Raw genomic sequence first — 16,895 nt, forward strand, 5'->3', positions numbered from 1 at the left:
CTTACCAAGCCGATAGCCTGATGAAGCTCTAACAAAGCCGCGTCGATAATAAACGCTTCGTAAGGACGACCCCATGCCCCCAATTCGCTCTATCCAAACCCGCTATACCCTGTTCCTAGTGCTGTTCGTCCTGGTGCTATTTGTACTGACTGTCGTGGGTATAGGCCAGTTGGTGGCACCCAAGCTGCAGCAAACGGAAGAGCAGGTGGTGCTCAACCGCGTCGCGGAGGTGGCCGAACAGATCAAGGGCGAACTGAACAAGGTCCAGGCCCAGCAACGCAGCATCACCCAAACCATTCCCCTGCTCGACAGCGATGCCATCGACAAAGTCCTGCCCGGCCTGGTGGACCAGTACGGCGAGCTGAAAGTATTCGGAGGTGGCATCTGGCCACTGCCTAACCAGCGTACGCCCGGGCGCAACAAGCACAGCACCTTCTGGCACCGCGATGCCTCGGGCAAGCTGGCCGTCAATACCTTCTGGAACAGCGACGCTGCGCCCAATTACTACGACCAGAGCTGGTACAAAGGCGGCCTCGCCTCGCCGCGCGGCCAATGCGCCTGGGCAGCCGCCTATAAAGACGATGCCAGCCAGGAGCCGCGCACCAATTGCGCCATGGCCATCCAGCGTGACGGCGCAGCCTATGGCGTCGCCACCATCGACGTGACCCTGGGGTTCTTCAATGACCTGGTGGCCAACAAGGAAAAAGACATCGGTGGGCAGATGCTGATCGTCGAGGGTGACGGCAAGATCATCAGCAACAGTTCGCGCATCAGCAGCCCCGTGGTGTTGAAGAACATCAGCGAACTGGCCGGCACCTCGGCGTTTGCCGCTCAGGTCAGCAAGGCCCTCGCCCATCGCGACCAGGGGCTGCAACGCGCTGAGTTCGACAACCAGGGCGTGGCCAGCACCTTCTATCTGCGTGCGATCGAAGGCACTCCATGGTTCCTCGCCACAGCCCTCCCGACGGCGCTGATCACCGCCCAGCGTGATGATGTGCTCGGCAGCCTGGCCCTGCTGCAAATTCCCATGGTGCTCCTGCTGGTGCTGCTGGCGTTCTTTGCAATCCGCCAACTGGTGCAGCGCATGAAGTCGCTGAGAACCAATATCGAAGCACTGTCTGCCGGCGATGCCGACCTGACGCGACGCATTACCATTCGTGCCGAAGATGAACTGGGCGCCATCGGCCACTCGGTGAACCACTTTATCGTCTACTTGCAGAACATGATCGGTGAGGTGACCCAGGCCACGGGGGCCATGTCTTCGGGCCTTGAGCAGTTGCAGAAAACCTCGGCCCACACCAATCAGATCCTGGTCCGCCACGCCTCGGAGACCGATCAGACCGTCACCGCCATCACCGAAATGAGCTCCACCGCCGACACCGTCGCGCAAAACGCGGCCGAAACCGCCTCGTTTACCCAGCGTGCCAACGAGCATGCCGACCGCTCCCGCGTGGTCGTGGGCGAAGCGTCCAGCAGCGTCAGCGCCTTGATCGGCGAAGTCGCCAGCGCTACCCACACCGTGGAAAATATGCGCCAGGATGCTGCGCGCATCACCGAAACCCTTGGCGTTATCGGCGCGATTGCCGGCCAGACCAACCTGTTGGCACTCAACGCTGCGATTGAAGCCGCCCGCGCCGGTGAGCAAGGCCGTGGTTTTGCGGTGGTGGCCGACGAAGTCCGGGCACTGGCCGCACGTACCCAGTCCAGCACCTCGCAGATCAATGAGATGCTGGCACGCCTGACTACCGGGGTGAGTTCGTCGGTGGCCGCCATGGAAAACACCCAGGCCAGCTGCCAATCGGCGGCAGATGCCACGGCACGGGTGAACACCGGGCTTGACGAGATGGCGGGTTCGGTCAGCCATATCAACAACCTCAGCACCCAGATCGCCACGGCCGCCGAGCAGCAAAGCGCGGTGACCGAGGAGATCAACCGCAGCATGGTGCAGATCCGACATATGGTCGACGAGCTGGTGGAAAGTGGCCATGCCACTGAAACCAATACGCAAAGCCTGTTGAATGCCAATGGCCGGGTGATCGCGCTGATGAGTCGCTTCAAAGTCCGCTGATCAATTGCCTCAGTACTCCCGTGCAAAGCGCGGGAGTCGGACTATTCTGACAACTCCGATACGGTGCAAAAACTCGCCACACAGGAGGTGTGTCATGCACGCTGCTGAGCCTTCGGTCCGCTTGGAGCAAATCAGTCAGGAACGCTTTATTCAGGCGCCTCCCGAGATCGTTTACGACTATGTGACCCAGCCTGATCGCTGGCACGAGTGGCACCCCACTTCTCTCAGCGCCGACACCGGGACCACCGGTTCACTTGCGGTCGGCGCGCGCTTTACCGAAATCATCGACTTGCTGGGCGTGCGCGTGCCCTTGAGTTATCGCGTGCAGGTAGCCTGCCGCCCCAGTGAATTCAAAACCGTCTTCACCTCCCTGGCCGTCGACGGCACCATTCACTATTTCTTGCAGGCCTATCGCGGCGGCACCCTGTTCAAGCGCGTATTGACCTACGAGACCGAGCTGCAGCTTGCCACCTTGCATGAGCGCATGATCGCTCTGTCAGCCATTGCGCTGGACCAGCTCAAACATCGGTTGGAAAACACCACCTCCGTATAATTTTGAAACATTACCACCGCGTCCTGCTCGAAAAAGCAGGGAGAATGCCCGGCTTATTGCCCTGCATTCAGTGAGATCCCATGAAAACCACCTTGCGACTGGCCCTGCTTTCAGCCCTGTTCACCACCACCCTGGCGCAGGCTGCCGACCTGATTCCCATTGACGTACATCGCGATGCCAACTGCGGCTGCTGCAAAAAGTGGATCAGCCACCTCGAAAGCAACGGGTTCAAGGTCAATGACCATGTGGAAGCCGACATGAGCGCCGTCAAGCAGCGCCTGGGCGTAGCGCCGCGCCTGGGTTCGTGCCATACCGCGGTGATCGACGGCAAGTTCGTCGAAGGCCACGTGCCCGCCGAGCAGGTGCTGGCCCTGCGCAAGCGCGACGACTTGCTGGGGATTGCAGCGCCAGGCATGCCCATGGGTTCACCGGGTATGGAAATGGACGGAATGAGCGATGCCTACCAGGTCATCGGCCTGACCCGGGAAGGTAAAGACGTGGTGGTGGCCGACTACCCGGCCCGTTGATTGATGCTCGCCGGTTACCTGGGGCTGTTTTTCGCCGCCTTCGGGGCTGCCACGCTGTTGCCGATGCAATCGGAGGCGGTGCTGGTGGGCCTGTTGATCAGCGGGCATTACAGCCTGTGGGGGCTGCTCTGCATCGCCACCGTCGGCAATGTACTCGGCTCGGTGGTCAATTGGTGGCTGGGGCGCTCGGTTGAGCGCTTCCAGGCACGGCGCTGGTTTCCGGTCAGCCCACGGCACCTGGAGAAGGCCCGCGCGCACTATCAGCGCTGGGGGCACTGGTCGTTGTTGCTCAGTTGGGTGCCCATTATCGGCGACCCGCTGACCTTGGTGGCCGGGGTCATGCGCGAGCCGTTCTGGCGATTCCTGCTGCTGGTCACCGTTGCAAAATGCGCCCGATACTGCGTACTGGCCCTGCTGACGGTGAACCACCTGGCAACCGCATAACCAGGGTTGAAAGCCTTCGACTGATCGCTACCGCAGCGCCGGCCTATCTCGCCGCGCTCCGTTAATCCTCGCTTAATCCCCTCGCCACAGCATCCGGACACTGTCGCCTTCGGAGCCTGACCCCATGACGTTGATCCGTTCACTGTGCGCTGCCGGCCTGCTGCTGGGCAGCGCCCTTCCCGCTCTCGCAGCCACCGAAAGCCCTGCCTACGGGCCTGAGCTGCAAGGCTTCCAATACCCCTACCCGGTCGAACATTTCAACTTCCAGTCCCAAGGTAAAACCTTGCAGATGGGGTATATGGACGTGCCCGCCAAGGGCAAGGCCAACGGGCGCACTGTGGTGTTGATGCACGGCAAGAACTTCTGTGGCGCCACGTGGGATGAGTCGATAAAAGCCCTCAGCGCCGACGGGTATCGCGTGATTGCGCCGGACCAGATCGGCTTTTGCACCTCCAGCAAGCCGGATCACTACCAATACAGTTTCCAGCAATTGGCGATCAACACCCACCAACTGCTTGAACACCTCGGCATTCAAAAGGCCACCCTCGTCGGCCACTCCACGGGCGGCATGCTCGCCACCCGTTACGCGCTGCTCTATCCGGCGCAAACCGAGCAACTGGGGCTTGTGAACCCCATCGGCCTGGAAGATTGGAAAGCCCTGGGCGTGCCCTACCGCAGCGTCGACCAATGGTATGAGCGCGAACTGAAACTCAGCGCCGACGGCATCCGCCACTATGAACTCAACACCTATTACGTCGGGCGCTGGAAGCCTGAATACGAGCGCTGGGTCGACATGCTCGCCGGCTTGAATAAGGGGCCGGGGCATACCCAGGTCGCCTGGAACTCGGCGTTGATTTACGACATGATCTTCACCCAGCCGGTGTACTACGAGTTCAAGGACTTGCAGATGCCCACCCTGCTGCTGATCGGCACGGCCGACACCACCGCCATCGGCAGCGATATCGCACCGCCTGCGGTCAAGGCCAAGCTCGGTCACTACGACGTGCTGGGCAAACAAGTGGCCAAGCTGATCCCCCATGCCACCCTGGTTGAATTCCCGGGCCTGGGGCATGCACCACCGATGGAAGAACCGGCTCGGTTTCACCAAGCGCTGTTACAGGGCTTTAACGCCCTTTAATCCAACCTTTTTCGAGGCACTCGTGAATGTCGGTACAGATCGCAGTCATTGATGATTGGCAAAATGTGGCCAGTGGCGTAGTGGATTGGTCGGTTCTTGCATCAGTCGGCGAAGTGCATTTTCTTCACGACTACCCGGCGGATACCGCCACGATGGTCGAGCGTTTGAAGGGGTTCGAGGTTATTTGCGTTATGCGCGAGCGCTCCACCTTCGATAAAGCCCTGCTGCAAGGTTTGCCCAATCTGAAACTGCTGGTGACCGGCGGCATGCGCAATGCCGCCATCGACATCCCTGCCGCCAAGGCGCTGGGCATCCAGGTCTGCGGCACCGACAGCTATAAGCAGGCGGCGCCGGAACTGACCTGGGCATTGATCATGGCCTCTAACCGCAACCTGCTGGCTGAAGCCAACTCGCTGCGGGAGGGGGGATGGCAGGTTGGCCTGGGTGGTGATCTGTATGGCAAAACCCTGGGCGTGCTCGGGCTGGGCAGCATTGGCCAGAAGGTCGCGCAGTTTGCCCAGGTGTTCGGCATGCGGGTGATTGCCTGGAGTGAAAACCTCACCCCTGAACGTGCTGCCGAGTCAGGCGTCACCTGGGTCAGCAAGCGTGAACTGTTTGAGCAGGCGGATATCCTGACGGTACACCTCGTACTCAGCGATCGCAGTCGCGGCATGGTGGATGCCCAGGCATTGAGCTGGATGAAACCGAGTGCGCGCCTGGTCAATACGGCGCGCGGGCCGATTGTGGATGAGCAGGCCCTGGTGCAGGCGCTGCAAGCGGGTCGATTGGCGGGGGCTGCCCTGGACGTATATGGCGAAGAGCCGCTACCGGCTGATCATCCGTTCCGCCGTTTGCCGAATGTCTTGGCGACCCCTCATGTCGGTTATGTCAGCGAGCAGAATTATCGGCAGTTCTATCAGCAGATGATCGAGGATATTCAGGCGTGGGCAAAAGCCGCGCCCATTCGCGTGCTTGGCTGACGCACCAATCGAGGGCATACGCACTCCTGTGGAGAGCGGACTTGCTCCCTCGCTACAACCACCGCGCTGATCCCCTCAATCAGCGCGCGTTTCAAACCTTGCATATCGTTACAACTTTTTTGTCCTACAAAATTCCCACATAAACCGTACAGGCTCTGGGATCTCGCCTAGACTCATGACCGATGGGTCCGTTCCAAAACAAAAACCCCGCAAAAAATCGAAACTTTCCAACTCTGCCATAGGTCCAGTTTTTAAGGGAGGCGAGTGCACGCGGCTCACACCAAATGCCCGTCCATCCAATCTTTTTTAGCAATGAGTGCAACTGGCATACGCCTTGCCAGTTTGTACAGTGCTTGTGCGCCTGGCCGCAGGATGTGGCCAATCGGAGCCGATGGCAGCGGGCCATTAGCCAACCAAATATGTGGGAGAGAACTATGATCAGTGCCGCTGTAGATACTCAGGGAGAGCGTTTTAGTCAGCCGGCAGGGGGACCGACTACGTTGGCCGACCTGCCCAACACTGTGCGGCCGATCGTGAGTCAGAACCCTAATCGCAAGAAAGTCCTGTTTGTGACCTCGGAATTCGCCGACCTGGTGAAAACCGGCGGCCTGGGCGACGTGTCTGCCGCCCTGCCCCGCGCCATGGCCCACCTGCATGATGTGCGGGTGTTGATTCCGGGCTATCCGCAGGTGATGGAAAGCGACAACCCGATCCATATCATTGGCGAGCTGGGCGGTCACGCTGCATTGCCGCCCTGCAAGATCGGGCGCATGGACCTCAAGGACGGTCTGGTCATCTACGTTTTGATTTGCCCTGAGCTCTATGAGCGTGAAGGTACGCCGTACGGCGCCAATAACGGCCGTGACTGGCCGGACAACCATATTCGCTTCGCCCGCCTGGGACTGGCCGCCGCCGACATCGCCGCCAACCTGGCACAGATCCACTGGTGCCCTGACCTGGTGCATGCCCACGACTGGCCTGCCGGGCTGGCGCCTGCCTATATGCACTGGCGCGGGTCGCGTACGCCCACCCTGTTCACCATTCATAACCTCGCCTATCAAGGTGTGGTCAGCCTGGCCTCCACGCCTGAGCTGGGTATCCCGCCGCATGCCCTGCAACAGGAAGGCATGGAGTTCTACGGCAAAATGTCATTCCTCAAGGCGGGCATGGCGTACTCCAGCCATATCACCACCGTGAGCGCGACCTACGCCCAGGAAATCACCACCCCGGAATTCGGCTGCGGCCTCGATGGTTTCCTGGCCAGCAAAACCCAGCAAGGTCTGCTCAGCGGAATTCCCAATGGTATCGATGAAAGCTGGGAAACCTCTACCGACACGCACCTGACCCACAACTTCAATATCGGTGACTGGGACGGCAAAGGCATTAACGCCGCCCACGTGCGTGAGTTGTTCGGGCTGGCCGACTCCACCGGTCCACTGTTCGCTGTGGTCTCGCGCCTGGTGTATCAAAAAGGCCTGGACCTTACCGAGGCGGTCAGCAGTTATATCGTCGAAAACGGTGGCCAAATCGCGATTATCGGCCGCGGCGAGCCGGAAGAAGAGCAAGCCATGCGTGAACTGGCCTTGCGCTTCCCCGGCCAAATCGGCGTACGCATCGGCTTTAACGAAACCGATGCGCGGCGCATGTTTGCCGGCAGCGACTTCCTGCTGATGCCTTCGCGCTATGAACCGTGCGGCCTGAGCCAGATGTACGCGCAACGCTTCGGCTCGTTGCCGGTGGCGCGCAATACCGGCGGCCTGGCGGACACCATTGAAAATGGCGTCACCGGGTTCCTGTTCAATGAATCCACCGCACAGAGCTACGAAGAAGCGTTGAGCCGCACGTTCAGGGTATTTGCCAACAAAGGCCTGCTCAATGCCATGCGCTGCCGCGCCATGACTCAACCTTTCAACTGGTGCCAGGCGGTAGAACCCTACGCCGAACTGTACGAACAGCTTGTCGCCAAGGCGCTGGGGAAATCGGCTAAATAATCAAGGGAGGGCTTCATAGATGCCGTCACGGAATCTGGAAACCTGGCCCCACGGCGCAATCATGTTGGACGCGCAACACACGCGTTTTGCCTTGTGGGCGCCAGACGCGTTTTATGTCAGCGTTGAATTGGAAGACGGCAAGTCCATTGCCATGCTGCCCCAGGCCGATGGCTGGTTTGAGGTAGAGGTGAAGTGCCCGGCGGGCACTCACTACCGCTACAACATCGACGGCGAAACGGATGTTCCCGATCCGGCATCCAGGGCTCAAGCTGCGGATGTGCATGGCTGGAGCGTCGTCGTCGACCCGCTCGCCTATCAATGGCGACACAGCAACTGGCAGGGCCGCCCCTGGCATGAGGCCGTGATTTACGAGCTGCATGTTGGCGTATTGGGGGGCTACGCTGCTGTTGAAAAGCAACTGCCGCGCCTCGCCGAACTCGGCGTGACCGCGATTGAACTGATGCCCTTGGCGCAATTTCCCGGCGAGCGCAATTGGGGCTACGACGGGGTTCTGCCCTACGCACCCCAATCTTCCTATGGCTCCCCCGAACAGCTCAAGGCGCTGATCGACAGCGCACACGAGCATGGCCTGGCCGTGATCCTCGATGTGGTCTACAACCACTTCGGCCCCGATGGCAATTACCTGGGCCAATACGCCAAAGGCTTCTTCCAGGAAGAAGTGCACACGCCCTGGGGCGCAGGCATTGATTTTGATCGCCGGGAAGTCCGCGACTTCTTCCTCGACAACGCGTTGATGTGGCTGCTGGAATACCGCTTCGATGGCCTGCGCCTGGATGCGGTACACGCCATCGACAACCCGGGGTTTCTCAAGCAATTGGCACATCGGGTTCGCCAGCAGGTGGACACCGGCCGTCATGTCTGGTTGGTATTGGAAAACGAACTCAACCAGGCCAGCCTGTTAAAGCACGATTTCGATGCGCAATGGAACGATGACTTCCATAACGTCCTGCACGTATTGCTGACCGGCGAAACCGACGCCTACTACAGCGACTTCGCAGAAAACCCTACCGACAAGCTGGCGCGCTGCCTGGGCGAAGGTTTTATCTATCAAGGCCAGACCACACGCCATGGTCATGAGCGCGGCGAACCCAGTGGTGAGCTGCCACCGAGCGCCTTCGTGGCGTTTTTGCAGAACCACGACCAGATCGGCAACCGCGCCTTGGGCGAACGCCTGCACCAGCTCTGCTCGCCCCAGGCACTTAAGGCGGCGACCACCTTGCTGCTCATGTCGCCGATGATCCCACTGATGTTCATGGGCGATGAGACCAACGCCAGCGAACCGTTTCTGTTTTTCACTGACCACCATGGCGAACTGGCGCAAGCGGTGCGCGAAGGCCGGCGCAACGAGTTTGCCGACTTCGCCGCCTTTGCTGACCCCGAACGACGCGAACGCATCCCCGACCCGAATGCCCTGCCGACCTTCCTGCAATCGGCGCCCAGCTTTGCCGAGAACGCGCATGCCCAGCTCTACCGCCAGCTGCTGAGCCTGCGCCACCTGCATATCGTGCCGCATTTGCCGGGGAGCATTCCCCTCGGCGCACAGGTGCTGGCTGAAGGCGCCGTGACTGCGCGTTGGCGCCTGGGTAACGGCAGCGTGTTGCAGATTGACTTGAACCTGAGTGCCACACCGCTGGATCACCCCGCGCCGCGCCACCTGTTATTCGAAACGCATGCCACTGATGAGGCGCACCTGCCGCCGTTCAGCGCACGCGTCGCCTTATCCCCTGTTGGAGAGCACCTTTGAGCGAAGCGAACCTGGAAATACTCGCCAGCCGCGCGGGCCTGGCCGTCGATTGGATCGACGCAAACGGCCGCCCGCAACATGTGAAACCCGCTGCCCTGCGTGCCGTTCTCAAAGGCCTGGGCCACCCGGCCGATACTGACGCCGAGATCGATGCCAGCCTGCTGGAACTGGAGCGGGTGCAACAAGACAAACACTTGCCACCGCTGATGACCGTCGACACCGGCGATGGCCTGGACCTGGCGCGCTACTTCGCCCCGGACACGCCGTGCCGCGTCAGCCTGGAACAGGGCGAGACGCTGGAACTGCGCCTCGACAGCAACGCGGTGCTGCCGGGCGTCATCGCGCTCGGCTACCACCAGGTGCATATCGACGACCAGACTTTCACCCTGGCCGTGGCGCCCACCCATTGTTACAGCGTGGCGCAAGCGGTTGACAGCCAACCTGCCCGCGCCTGGGGGCTGAGTGCCCAGCTGTATTCGCTGCGCCGCCTGGGCGATGGCGGCTTCGGTGACACGCTGGCCCTGGAACACCTGGTGCGCTGCGCTGCCGAACGTGGCGCCGATGCCCTGGCCATCAGCCCGATGCACGCGATGTTCAGTGCCGATACGACGCGCTACAGCCCGTATTCACCCTCCAGCCGTTTGTTCCTTAACAGCCTGTATGCGTCGCCCGGCTGCATTCTTGGCGAGCGCGAAGTGCGCAACGCCATAGAGGCCTGCGGTTTGGCCGATGAGTTGCACACACTCGAGCAACACACCCTGATCGACTGGCCCGCCGCCGCCAAGGCCAAGCAACAATTGTTGCGCGCCTTGTATGAAGACTTCCGTCACGGCGAGCATCCACAGCATGCCGACTTCCTGAGCTTTCGACAGGCGGGCGGCGAAGCCCTGGAAAACCACTGCCGCTTCGAGGCTGTGCAGGCCGTTCGCGCCGCCGCCGGGGAAGACCTCGACTGGCGGCACTGGCCCGAAGCATGGCGGACCCCGCAGAGCCCGGCACTGGCGCAATTCGCCGAGGAGAACCGCGATGAAATCGGCTATTTCGCCTTCAGCCAATGGCTGATCGCCCGCTGCCTGGAGCGCGCCCAGCAAGCCGCCCGAGGCAGCGGCATGGGCGTCGGTTTGATCGCCGACCTGGCCGTTGGCGCGGACGGCGGCGGCAGCCAGGCCTGGAGCCGTCAGGATGAGCTGCTGGCCGGCCTGACTGTTGGCGCGCCACCAGACATCCTCAACCGTGCCGGTCAAGGTTGGGGCATCTCGGCGTTTTCCCCGGAAGGCCTCAAGCGCAACGGCTTTCGCGCCTTTATCGAAATGCTGCGGGCTAACTTCGCCCACGCCGGCGGCTTGCGTATCGACCATGTCATGGGCCTGAAACGCCTGTGGGTCATCCCGATGGATGCTTCGCCGCGTGAAGGTGCGTACCTGTATTACCCGGTCGACGACCTGTTGCGGCTGCTGGCATTGGAATCCCAGCGTCACAAGGCGATTGTGCTGGGTGAGGACCTGGGCACCGTACCCGATGGCCTGCGCGAAAAACTCATCGGCCGTTCGATTCTGGGCATGCGCGTGTTGCTCTTCGAACAGGGCCACGACGGCCAATTTAAGCCCATCCTCGACTGGCCGGACAACGCCCTGGCAACCACCAGCACCCACGATTTGCCGACCCTCAATGGCTGGTGGCACAGCCGTGATATCGAGTGGAACATCCAGTTGGGCCTGATCGATGCGCCGACTGTGGAGCAATGGAGCGAACACCGCCTGCGCGAACGGCAGGCACTGCGCCAGGCCTTGAGCCAGGACCCGCAGAACTTTGTCGATGAAATTCGCAATGACACGGACCACATGATTGACGCCAGTGTGCGTTACCTGGGCCACACCCGCGCGCCGCTGGTGCTGCTGCCGTTGGAGGACGCCCTGGGCGTCGAGGAACAAGCCAACCTGCCCGGCACGCTCGATACCCACCCCAATTGGCGCCGCCGCCTGGCGGGTGAAGCGGCAAGCCTGCTCGACAACGCCGGCGCCGCCCGCCGCCTCGAGCTGCTGGCCGTCGCTCGCAACCAAGCCCGTGAGCGTGGCCGATGAAAGCCTTACCCCTGCGCGCCACCCAGCGCCTGCAATTTCATAAAGATTTCACCCTGGATGATGCGGTGCCTTTGGTGCCCTACTTCGCCCAATTGGGCATCAGCCATCTATATGCATCCCCGCTGCTCGCCGCACGCGCCGGTTCCATGCACGGTTACGACGTGGTCGACCCGACCACCGTCAACCCCGAGCTGGGCGGTGAACCGGCGTTGCGCCGTCTGATCGCCGCGCTGCGTGAGCACGACATGGGGCTGATCCTCGATATCGTCTCCAACCATATGGCCGTCGGCGGCGCCGATAACCCGTGGTGGCTGGACCTGCTGGAATGGGGTCGCTTAAGCCGCTACAGCGAATTCTTCGATATCCAGTGGCACTCGCCCGACCCGCTGCTCAAGGGCCAACTGCTGATGCCATTTCTTGGCAGCGACTACGGCGAAGCATTGCAAACCGGCACCCTGGCCCTGCATTTCGACGCCGCGCACGGTGCATTCTACGTTGAGCATTACGAACACCGGTTCCCCATCTGCCCTCGCGATTACGCGGTGATTCTGGGCACCGATGCATTGCTCAAGCCACTGTCCGACCGCTTCAGTGCCCTTGCCTATCAAGACGACGCCTATGCCGAAGCGGCGTGGCTCAAACAGGCGCTGGCCGAACGGGCCACCGAGGACGACGTGCTGCATGCCATCGAGCACAGGCTCAGCGAATTCGACGGGCGCCAGCCTGAAGGCTTTGACCGCCTGCACTCACTGCTCGAGCAACAGGCCTACCGCCTGGCCAGTTGGCGCACGGCGGCAGATGACATCAACTGGCGGCGCTTCTTCGATGTCAACGAGCTGGGCGGGCTGCGGGTAGAACGCAGCGCCGTGTTCGAGGCCACCCACGGCAAGATTTTCCAGCTGATCAGCCAGGGCCTGGTGGATGGCCTGCGCATCGACCATATCGACGGGCTGGCCGACCCACGCGGTTATTGCCGCAAGCTGCGCCGTCGAGTGGATTCGCTGTCACCCGAGCGGCACTTGCCGATCTTCGTCGAAAAAATCCTCGGCGAAGGCGAGACGCTGCGCGAAGACTGGCAAGTGGACGGCACCACCGGCTACGAATTCATGAACCAACTGTCGCTGCTGCAACATGACCCTGACGGCTTCGCCCCCCTCGCCGACTTGTGGACGCGTCACAGCGAGCGGCCCGCGGCCTTTATCGAAGAGGCTTGGTTGGCGCGCCGGCAAATCCTCAACGGTTCGCTGGCCGGTGACTTTGAAAGCGTGGCCCAGGCCCTGCTGCAAGTGGCTCGCGATGACGTGATGACCCGCGACCTGACCTTGGGCGCCATCCGCCGCGCCTTGCAGGAGCTGATTGTGCACTTCCCGGTGTACCGCACCTACATCAGTGCCCGGGGCCGCAGCGAACGTGACGATGTGTTTTTCCTGCAAGCCCTGGCCGGTGCCCGAAGCACTTTGAGCGAAGGTGACTGGCCGGTGCTCGATCATCTGGAAAAATGGCTCGGCGGCCAGCCATGGCGCAATCGCCCGGTGGGCCGTGAGCGCAAGATACTCAAACATGCCTGCGTGCGTTTCCAGCAACTGACCTCACCTGCCGCCGCCAAGGCCGTGGAAGACACCGCGTTCTATCGCTCGGCGGTGCTGCTGTCGCGCAATGACGTGGGCTTCAGCACCGAGCAGTTCAGCGCGCCGGTGGACGCGTTCCACGCCGTCAACCAGCAACGTTTGCAGACGTTCCCGGACAACTTGTTGGCCACCGCCACCCACGACCACAAGCGCGGCGAAGACACCCGCGCGCGTCTGGCGGTGCTCAGCGAATGTGCCCCGTGGTATGCCGAGCAGGTCGAGCACTGGCGTACCCTCGCTGCCAAATTGCGCGACGATGCCCAAAGTCCATCGGCAGGCGATGAACTCATCCTTTATCAAGTGCTGCTGGGCAGTTGGCCGCTGGACCTGGAGCTTGACGTTGAGGACTACCAGCAACGCCTCTGGCAATGGCAGCAAAAAGCCTTGCGCGAAGCCAAGTTGCAGAGCAGCTGGAGTGCGCCCAACGAGGCTTATGAACAGGCCGTCGAAGCGTTCCTGTCACGCCTCTTGCTCAGCGAGGAAGGCCACGCGCTGCGGGCCGCCCTCGCCGCCACCGCCCACGCCATCGCCCCGGCCGGTGCCGTGAACAGTCTGGCGCAGTCCTTGCTTCGCCTCACCGTACCGGGTGTGCCGGACCTGTACCAGGGCGATGAGTTCTGGGACTTCAGCCTGGTGGACCCGGACAACCGGCGCCCGGTGGACTTCAACGCACGGCAACACGCGCTGAACACACCACCGGATACCGGCGAGCTGTTGTTCAACTGGCGTGACGGGCGTATCAAACAAGCGCTGATTGCCCAGGTATTGGCCCTGCGCAAGGCTGATCCCGAGATCTTTCAGTACGGCAGTTACACGCCACTGGAGGTCACCGGCAAACACGCGGACCACGTCGCCGCGTTCGCTCGTGAACATCAAGGCAAACGCCTGCTGGTGGTGGTGCCACGTTGGCCCCATCGCCTGCTGGAAAATGCGCCTGAAAAGCCTATGCAGCCCCACTTCAATGCGCAGGTTTGGGGCGATACGCGGGTGAAATTACCATTTGCCGCCACAACACAAAACTGGAAGGGACTTTTTCATACAGGCGCAGTCACACCAGACAAGGAGCTGTTGATCAGCGCTGCCCTGGGGGATATCCCGGTCAATGTCTTTATCAATCCTGATGGTCGAGAAAGCTGAAAATTTTCTGTGAGGAGCATTTCGATGAGTACTGAAGACAAACGCATTCGCGAGTTAGCGCATCAGATCTGGGAGTCCGAAGGCAAACCCCATGGGGAGGACACGCGCCACTGGGAAATGGCGCGCAAGCTGGCCGAAGCCGAAGCGCTGACGCCGAGCAAGCCCAAGGCCGCCGCCAAGCCCAAAACCGCACCCAAGCCTGCGGCAAAAGCCAAGCCTGCGGCACCGGCTGCCGGCAAACCGGCGCCCCCGGCGGCTAAAAAGCCGGCAGCACCGAAAAAGCCCAAGCCTTAAGCCACTTTGTCTAATGAGCCTCCTGGCGCGTTGTCGGCGGGAGGCCATTTTCACTTTTTACTGCGTCAGCTGAACGATCGTCGGCATGGCCGCGTTCGGCCCGAAAAAAGACCCTTTGCAGGAGCAACTCGATGAGCAAACCCGATAAAACCCAACCGACGCCGGAAAACGAGCCGTCGCGGATTCGTGAAGGTTTGCCCTTCCCTCTCGGCGCCACTTGGGACGGCTTGGGCGTTAACTTCGCGCTGTTCTCGGCCCACGCCACAAAAGTCGAGCTGTGCCTGTTCGACGATACCGGCGAGGTGGAACTGGAACGCATAGAACTGCCCGAATACACCGACGAGACCTTCCATGGTTACTTGCCCGACGCCCACCCCGGGCTGATTTACGGCTATCGCGTGTACGGCGCTTACGACCCGGCCAATGGTCACCGCTTCAACCACAACAAATTGCTGATCGACCCCTATGCCAAACAGCTGGTGGGCGAACTCAAATGGTCCGAGGCCCTGTTCGGCTACACCATCGGCCACCCGGACGACGACCTCAGTTTCGACGAACGCGACAGCGCGCCCTTCGTGCCCAAGTGCAAGGTCATCGACCCGGCGCACACCTGGGGCAATGACCAGCCGGTGCGCGTGCCGTGGGACCGCACGATCATCTATGAAACCCACTTGCGCGGCATCAGCATGCGCCACCCTTCGGTAGGCGAGGCAGTGCGTGGCACGTGTGCCGGGCTGATGGAAGAGGACGTGCTCAAGCATATCCGCCAGCTGGGCGTGTCGTCGGTGGAGCTGCTGCCGGTGCATGCGTTCGTCAACGACCAGCACCTGCTGCAAAAAGGCATGACCAACTATTGGGGCTACAACAGCATCGCCTTCTTCGCACCGGACCCGCGCTACCTGGCCAGCGGCAAAATCGCCGAGTTCAAGGAAATGGTCGCGCACCTGCACGAAGCCAAGCTGGAAGTGATCCTCGACGTGGTCTACAACCACACCGCCGAGGGCAACGAACGTGGTCCAACCCTGTCGATGCGCGGCATCGACAACGCTTCGTACTACCGGCTGATGCCTGAAGACAAGCGTTTCTACATCAATGACTCCGGCACCGGCAACACCCTGGACTTAAGCCACCCGTGCGTACTGCAGATGGTCACCGACTCCCTGCGTTACTGGGCCACCGAGATGCACGTCGACGGTTTCCGCTTTGACCTGGCGACGATTCTCGGCCGCTATCGGGACGGCTTCGACGAGCGCCACAGCTTCCTCGTGGCCTGCCGCCAGGACCCGGTGCTGCGCCAGCTGAAAATGATCGCCGAGCCATGGGACTGCGGCCCCGGTGGCTATCAAGTGGGTAACTTCCCGCCGGGCTGGGTGGAATGGAACGACCGCTTCCGCGACACCGTGCGCGCCTTCTGGAAAGGCGATGACGGCCAGTTGGCGGACTTCGCCGGGCGCATGACCGCCTCCGGGGAAATGTTCAACCATCGCGGGCGCCGGCCTTACAGCTCGGTGAACTTCATCACCGCCCACGACGGTTTCACCCTGCACGACCTGGTGTCGTACAACGACAAACACAACGAAGCCAACGACGAAGACAACCAGGACGGCAGCAACAACAACCTGTCCTGGAACCATGGCGTCGAAGGCCCCACCGACGACCCGGAGATCAACGCACTGCGCCTGCGCCAGATGCGTAACTTCTTCGCCACCCTGCTGTTGGCCCAAGGCACGCCGATGCTGGTGGCCGGGGACGAATTCGCACGCACCCAGCACGGCAACAACAATGCCTATTGCCAGGACAGCGAGATCGGTTGGGTCAACTGGGACCTGGACGACGACGGCAAGGCGCTGCTCAAGTTTGTAAAACGCCTGATCAAGCTGCGCATGGCCTACCCGATCCTGCGTCGCGGCCGGTTCCTCGTGGGTGATTACAACGAAGATATCGGCGTGAAGGATGTCACCTGGCTGGCGCCGGACGGCAACGAGATGAGCACCGAACAATGGCAGGACAGCCATGGCCGTTGCCTGGGCATGCTGATGGATGGCCGCGCTCAGGAGACCGGGATTCGTCGCCCGGGTGGCGATGCCACCCTGCTGCTGGTGGTCAACGCCCACCACGACATGGTGAATTTCCGCCTGCCGCCGGTGCCTGAGGGCGAGTTCTGGACCTGCATGCTCGATACCAACGACACGGCGGTGCGTGCCCAGGAACGCTTTGATTTCGAGCATGAGTACGCCGTCACCGGCCGCTCACTGTTGCTGTTCGAACTGCAGCACGACGAGGTGTGAA

Annotated in this window: 11 protein-coding genes and 2 pseudogenes; all 13 read left to right on the forward strand. The window is 61.5% G+C overall.

From position 1 onward, the window contains the following. Positions 1–73: 73 nt before the first annotated feature. Positions 74–1,207 (forward strand): annotated as a pseudogene (locus ACI77D_RS14690) (cache and HAMP domain-containing protein); the annotation flags it as partial. Positions 1,208–1,549: 342 nt separating this feature from the next. Then, positions 1,550–2,068 (forward strand): annotated as a pseudogene (locus tag ACI77D_RS14695) (methyl-accepting chemotaxis protein); the annotation flags it as partial. Positions 2,069–2,162: 94 nt separating this feature from the next. Then, positions 2,163–2,621 (forward strand): SRPBCC family protein, encoded by a 459-nt coding sequence (locus tag ACI77D_RS14700; RefSeq protein ID WP_407016866.1) that lies wholly within the window; start codon positions 2,163–2,165, stop codon positions 2,619–2,621. Positions 2,622–2,701: 80 nt separating this feature from the next. Beyond that, positions 2,702–3,148, forward strand: a complete 447-nt coding sequence (locus ACI77D_RS14705) for a DUF411 domain-containing protein (protein WP_128591594.1) — start codon at positions 2,702–2,704, stop codon at positions 3,146–3,148. 3 nt (positions 3,149–3,151) lie between these two features. Beyond that, positions 3,152–3,592: a YqaA family protein gene (locus tag ACI77D_RS14710; RefSeq protein ID WP_407016867.1), complete on the forward strand. Its 441-nt coding sequence runs from the start codon at positions 3,152–3,154 to the stop codon at positions 3,590–3,592. Between the two features lie 124 nt (positions 3,593–3,716). Then, positions 3,717–4,730, forward strand: coding sequence for an alpha/beta fold hydrolase (locus ACI77D_RS14715; RefSeq protein ID WP_407016868.1), 1,014 nt, complete (start codon positions 3,717–3,719; stop codon positions 4,728–4,730). 26 nt (positions 4,731–4,756) lie between these two features. After that, entirely contained in the window at positions 4,757–5,710 is a 954-nt protein-coding gene (locus ACI77D_RS14720) for a D-2-hydroxyacid dehydrogenase family protein (protein ID WP_407016869.1), read from the forward strand. A gap of 434 nt (positions 5,711–6,144) precedes the next feature. Continuing rightward, complete coding sequence (gene glgA, locus ACI77D_RS14725; RefSeq protein WP_407016870.1) at positions 6,145–7,701, forward strand: glycogen synthase GlgA; 1,557 nt, start codon at positions 6,145–6,147, stop codon at positions 7,699–7,701. A gap of 19 nt (positions 7,702–7,720) precedes the next feature. Beyond that, a complete protein-coding gene (gene treZ, locus ACI77D_RS14730) occupies positions 7,721–9,466 on the forward strand; it encodes a malto-oligosyltrehalose trehalohydrolase (RefSeq protein ID WP_407016871.1) in 1,746 nt (581 codons plus the stop codon). Further along, on the forward strand, positions 9,463–11,547 hold the full coding sequence (malQ, locus tag ACI77D_RS14735) for a 4-alpha-glucanotransferase (protein WP_407016872.1): 2,085 nt from the start codon (positions 9,463–9,465) through the stop codon (positions 11,545–11,547). The genes treZ and malQ overlap by 4 nt, the downstream gene beginning before the upstream one ends. After that, positions 11,544–14,312, forward strand: a complete 2,769-nt coding sequence (locus tag ACI77D_RS14740) for a malto-oligosyltrehalose synthase (protein WP_407016873.1) — start codon at positions 11,544–11,546, stop codon at positions 14,310–14,312. The genes malQ and ACI77D_RS14740 overlap by 4 nt, the downstream gene beginning before the upstream one ends. Positions 14,313–14,336: 24 nt before the next feature. After that, positions 14,337–14,606, forward strand: a complete 270-nt coding sequence (locus tag ACI77D_RS14745; protein ID WP_064452609.1) for a DUF2934 domain-containing protein — start codon at positions 14,337–14,339, stop codon at positions 14,604–14,606. Between the two features lie 131 nt (positions 14,607–14,737). Next, positions 14,738–16,894: a glycogen debranching protein GlgX gene (gene glgX / locus ACI77D_RS14750; protein ID WP_064452610.1), complete on the forward strand. Its 2,157-nt coding sequence runs from the start codon at positions 14,738–14,740 to the stop codon at positions 16,892–16,894. Position 16,895 lies beyond the last annotated feature (1 nt).

The sequence above is a fragment of the Pseudomonas sp. O39 genome (assembly GCF_045447295.1).
Lineage (GTDB): Bacteria > Pseudomonadota > Gammaproteobacteria > Pseudomonadales > Pseudomonadaceae > Aquipseudomonas > Aquipseudomonas antarctica_A.

Excerpts from the sequence above, each read along its gene's own strand:
- ACI77D_RS14745 (WP_064452609.1), top strand. The coding sequence starts at position 14,337 with ATGAGTACTGAAGACAAACGCATTCGCGAGTTAGCGCATCAGATCTGG.
- ACI77D_RS14700 (WP_407016866.1), top strand. The coding sequence starts at position 2,163 with ATGCACGCTGCTGAGCCTTCGGTCCGCTTGGAGCAAATCAGTCAGGAA.
- ACI77D_RS14705 (WP_128591594.1), top strand. The coding sequence starts at position 2,702 with ATGAAAACCACCTTGCGACTGGCCCTGCTTTCAGCCCTGTTCACCACC.
- ACI77D_RS14715 (WP_407016868.1), top strand. The coding sequence starts at position 3,717 with ATGACGTTGATCCGTTCACTGTGCGCTGCCGGCCTGCTGCTGGGCAGC.
- glgA (WP_407016870.1), top strand. The coding sequence starts at position 6,145 with ATGATCAGTGCCGCTGTAGATACTCAGGGAGAGCGTTTTAGTCAGCCG.
- ACI77D_RS14710 (WP_407016867.1), top strand. The coding sequence starts at position 3,152 with ATGCTCGCCGGTTACCTGGGGCTGTTTTTCGCCGCCTTCGGGGCTGCC.
- ACI77D_RS14740 (WP_407016873.1), top strand. The coding sequence starts at position 11,544 with ATGAAAGCCTTACCCCTGCGCGCCACCCAGCGCCTGCAATTTCATAAA.
- ACI77D_RS14720 (WP_407016869.1), top strand. The coding sequence starts at position 4,757 with ATGTCGGTACAGATCGCAGTCATTGATGATTGGCAAAATGTGGCCAGT.
- treZ (WP_407016871.1), top strand. The coding sequence starts at position 7,721 with ATGCCGTCACGGAATCTGGAAACCTGGCCCCACGGCGCAATCATGTTG.
- glgX (WP_064452610.1), top strand. The coding sequence starts at position 14,738 with ATGAGCAAACCCGATAAAACCCAACCGACGCCGGAAAACGAGCCGTCG.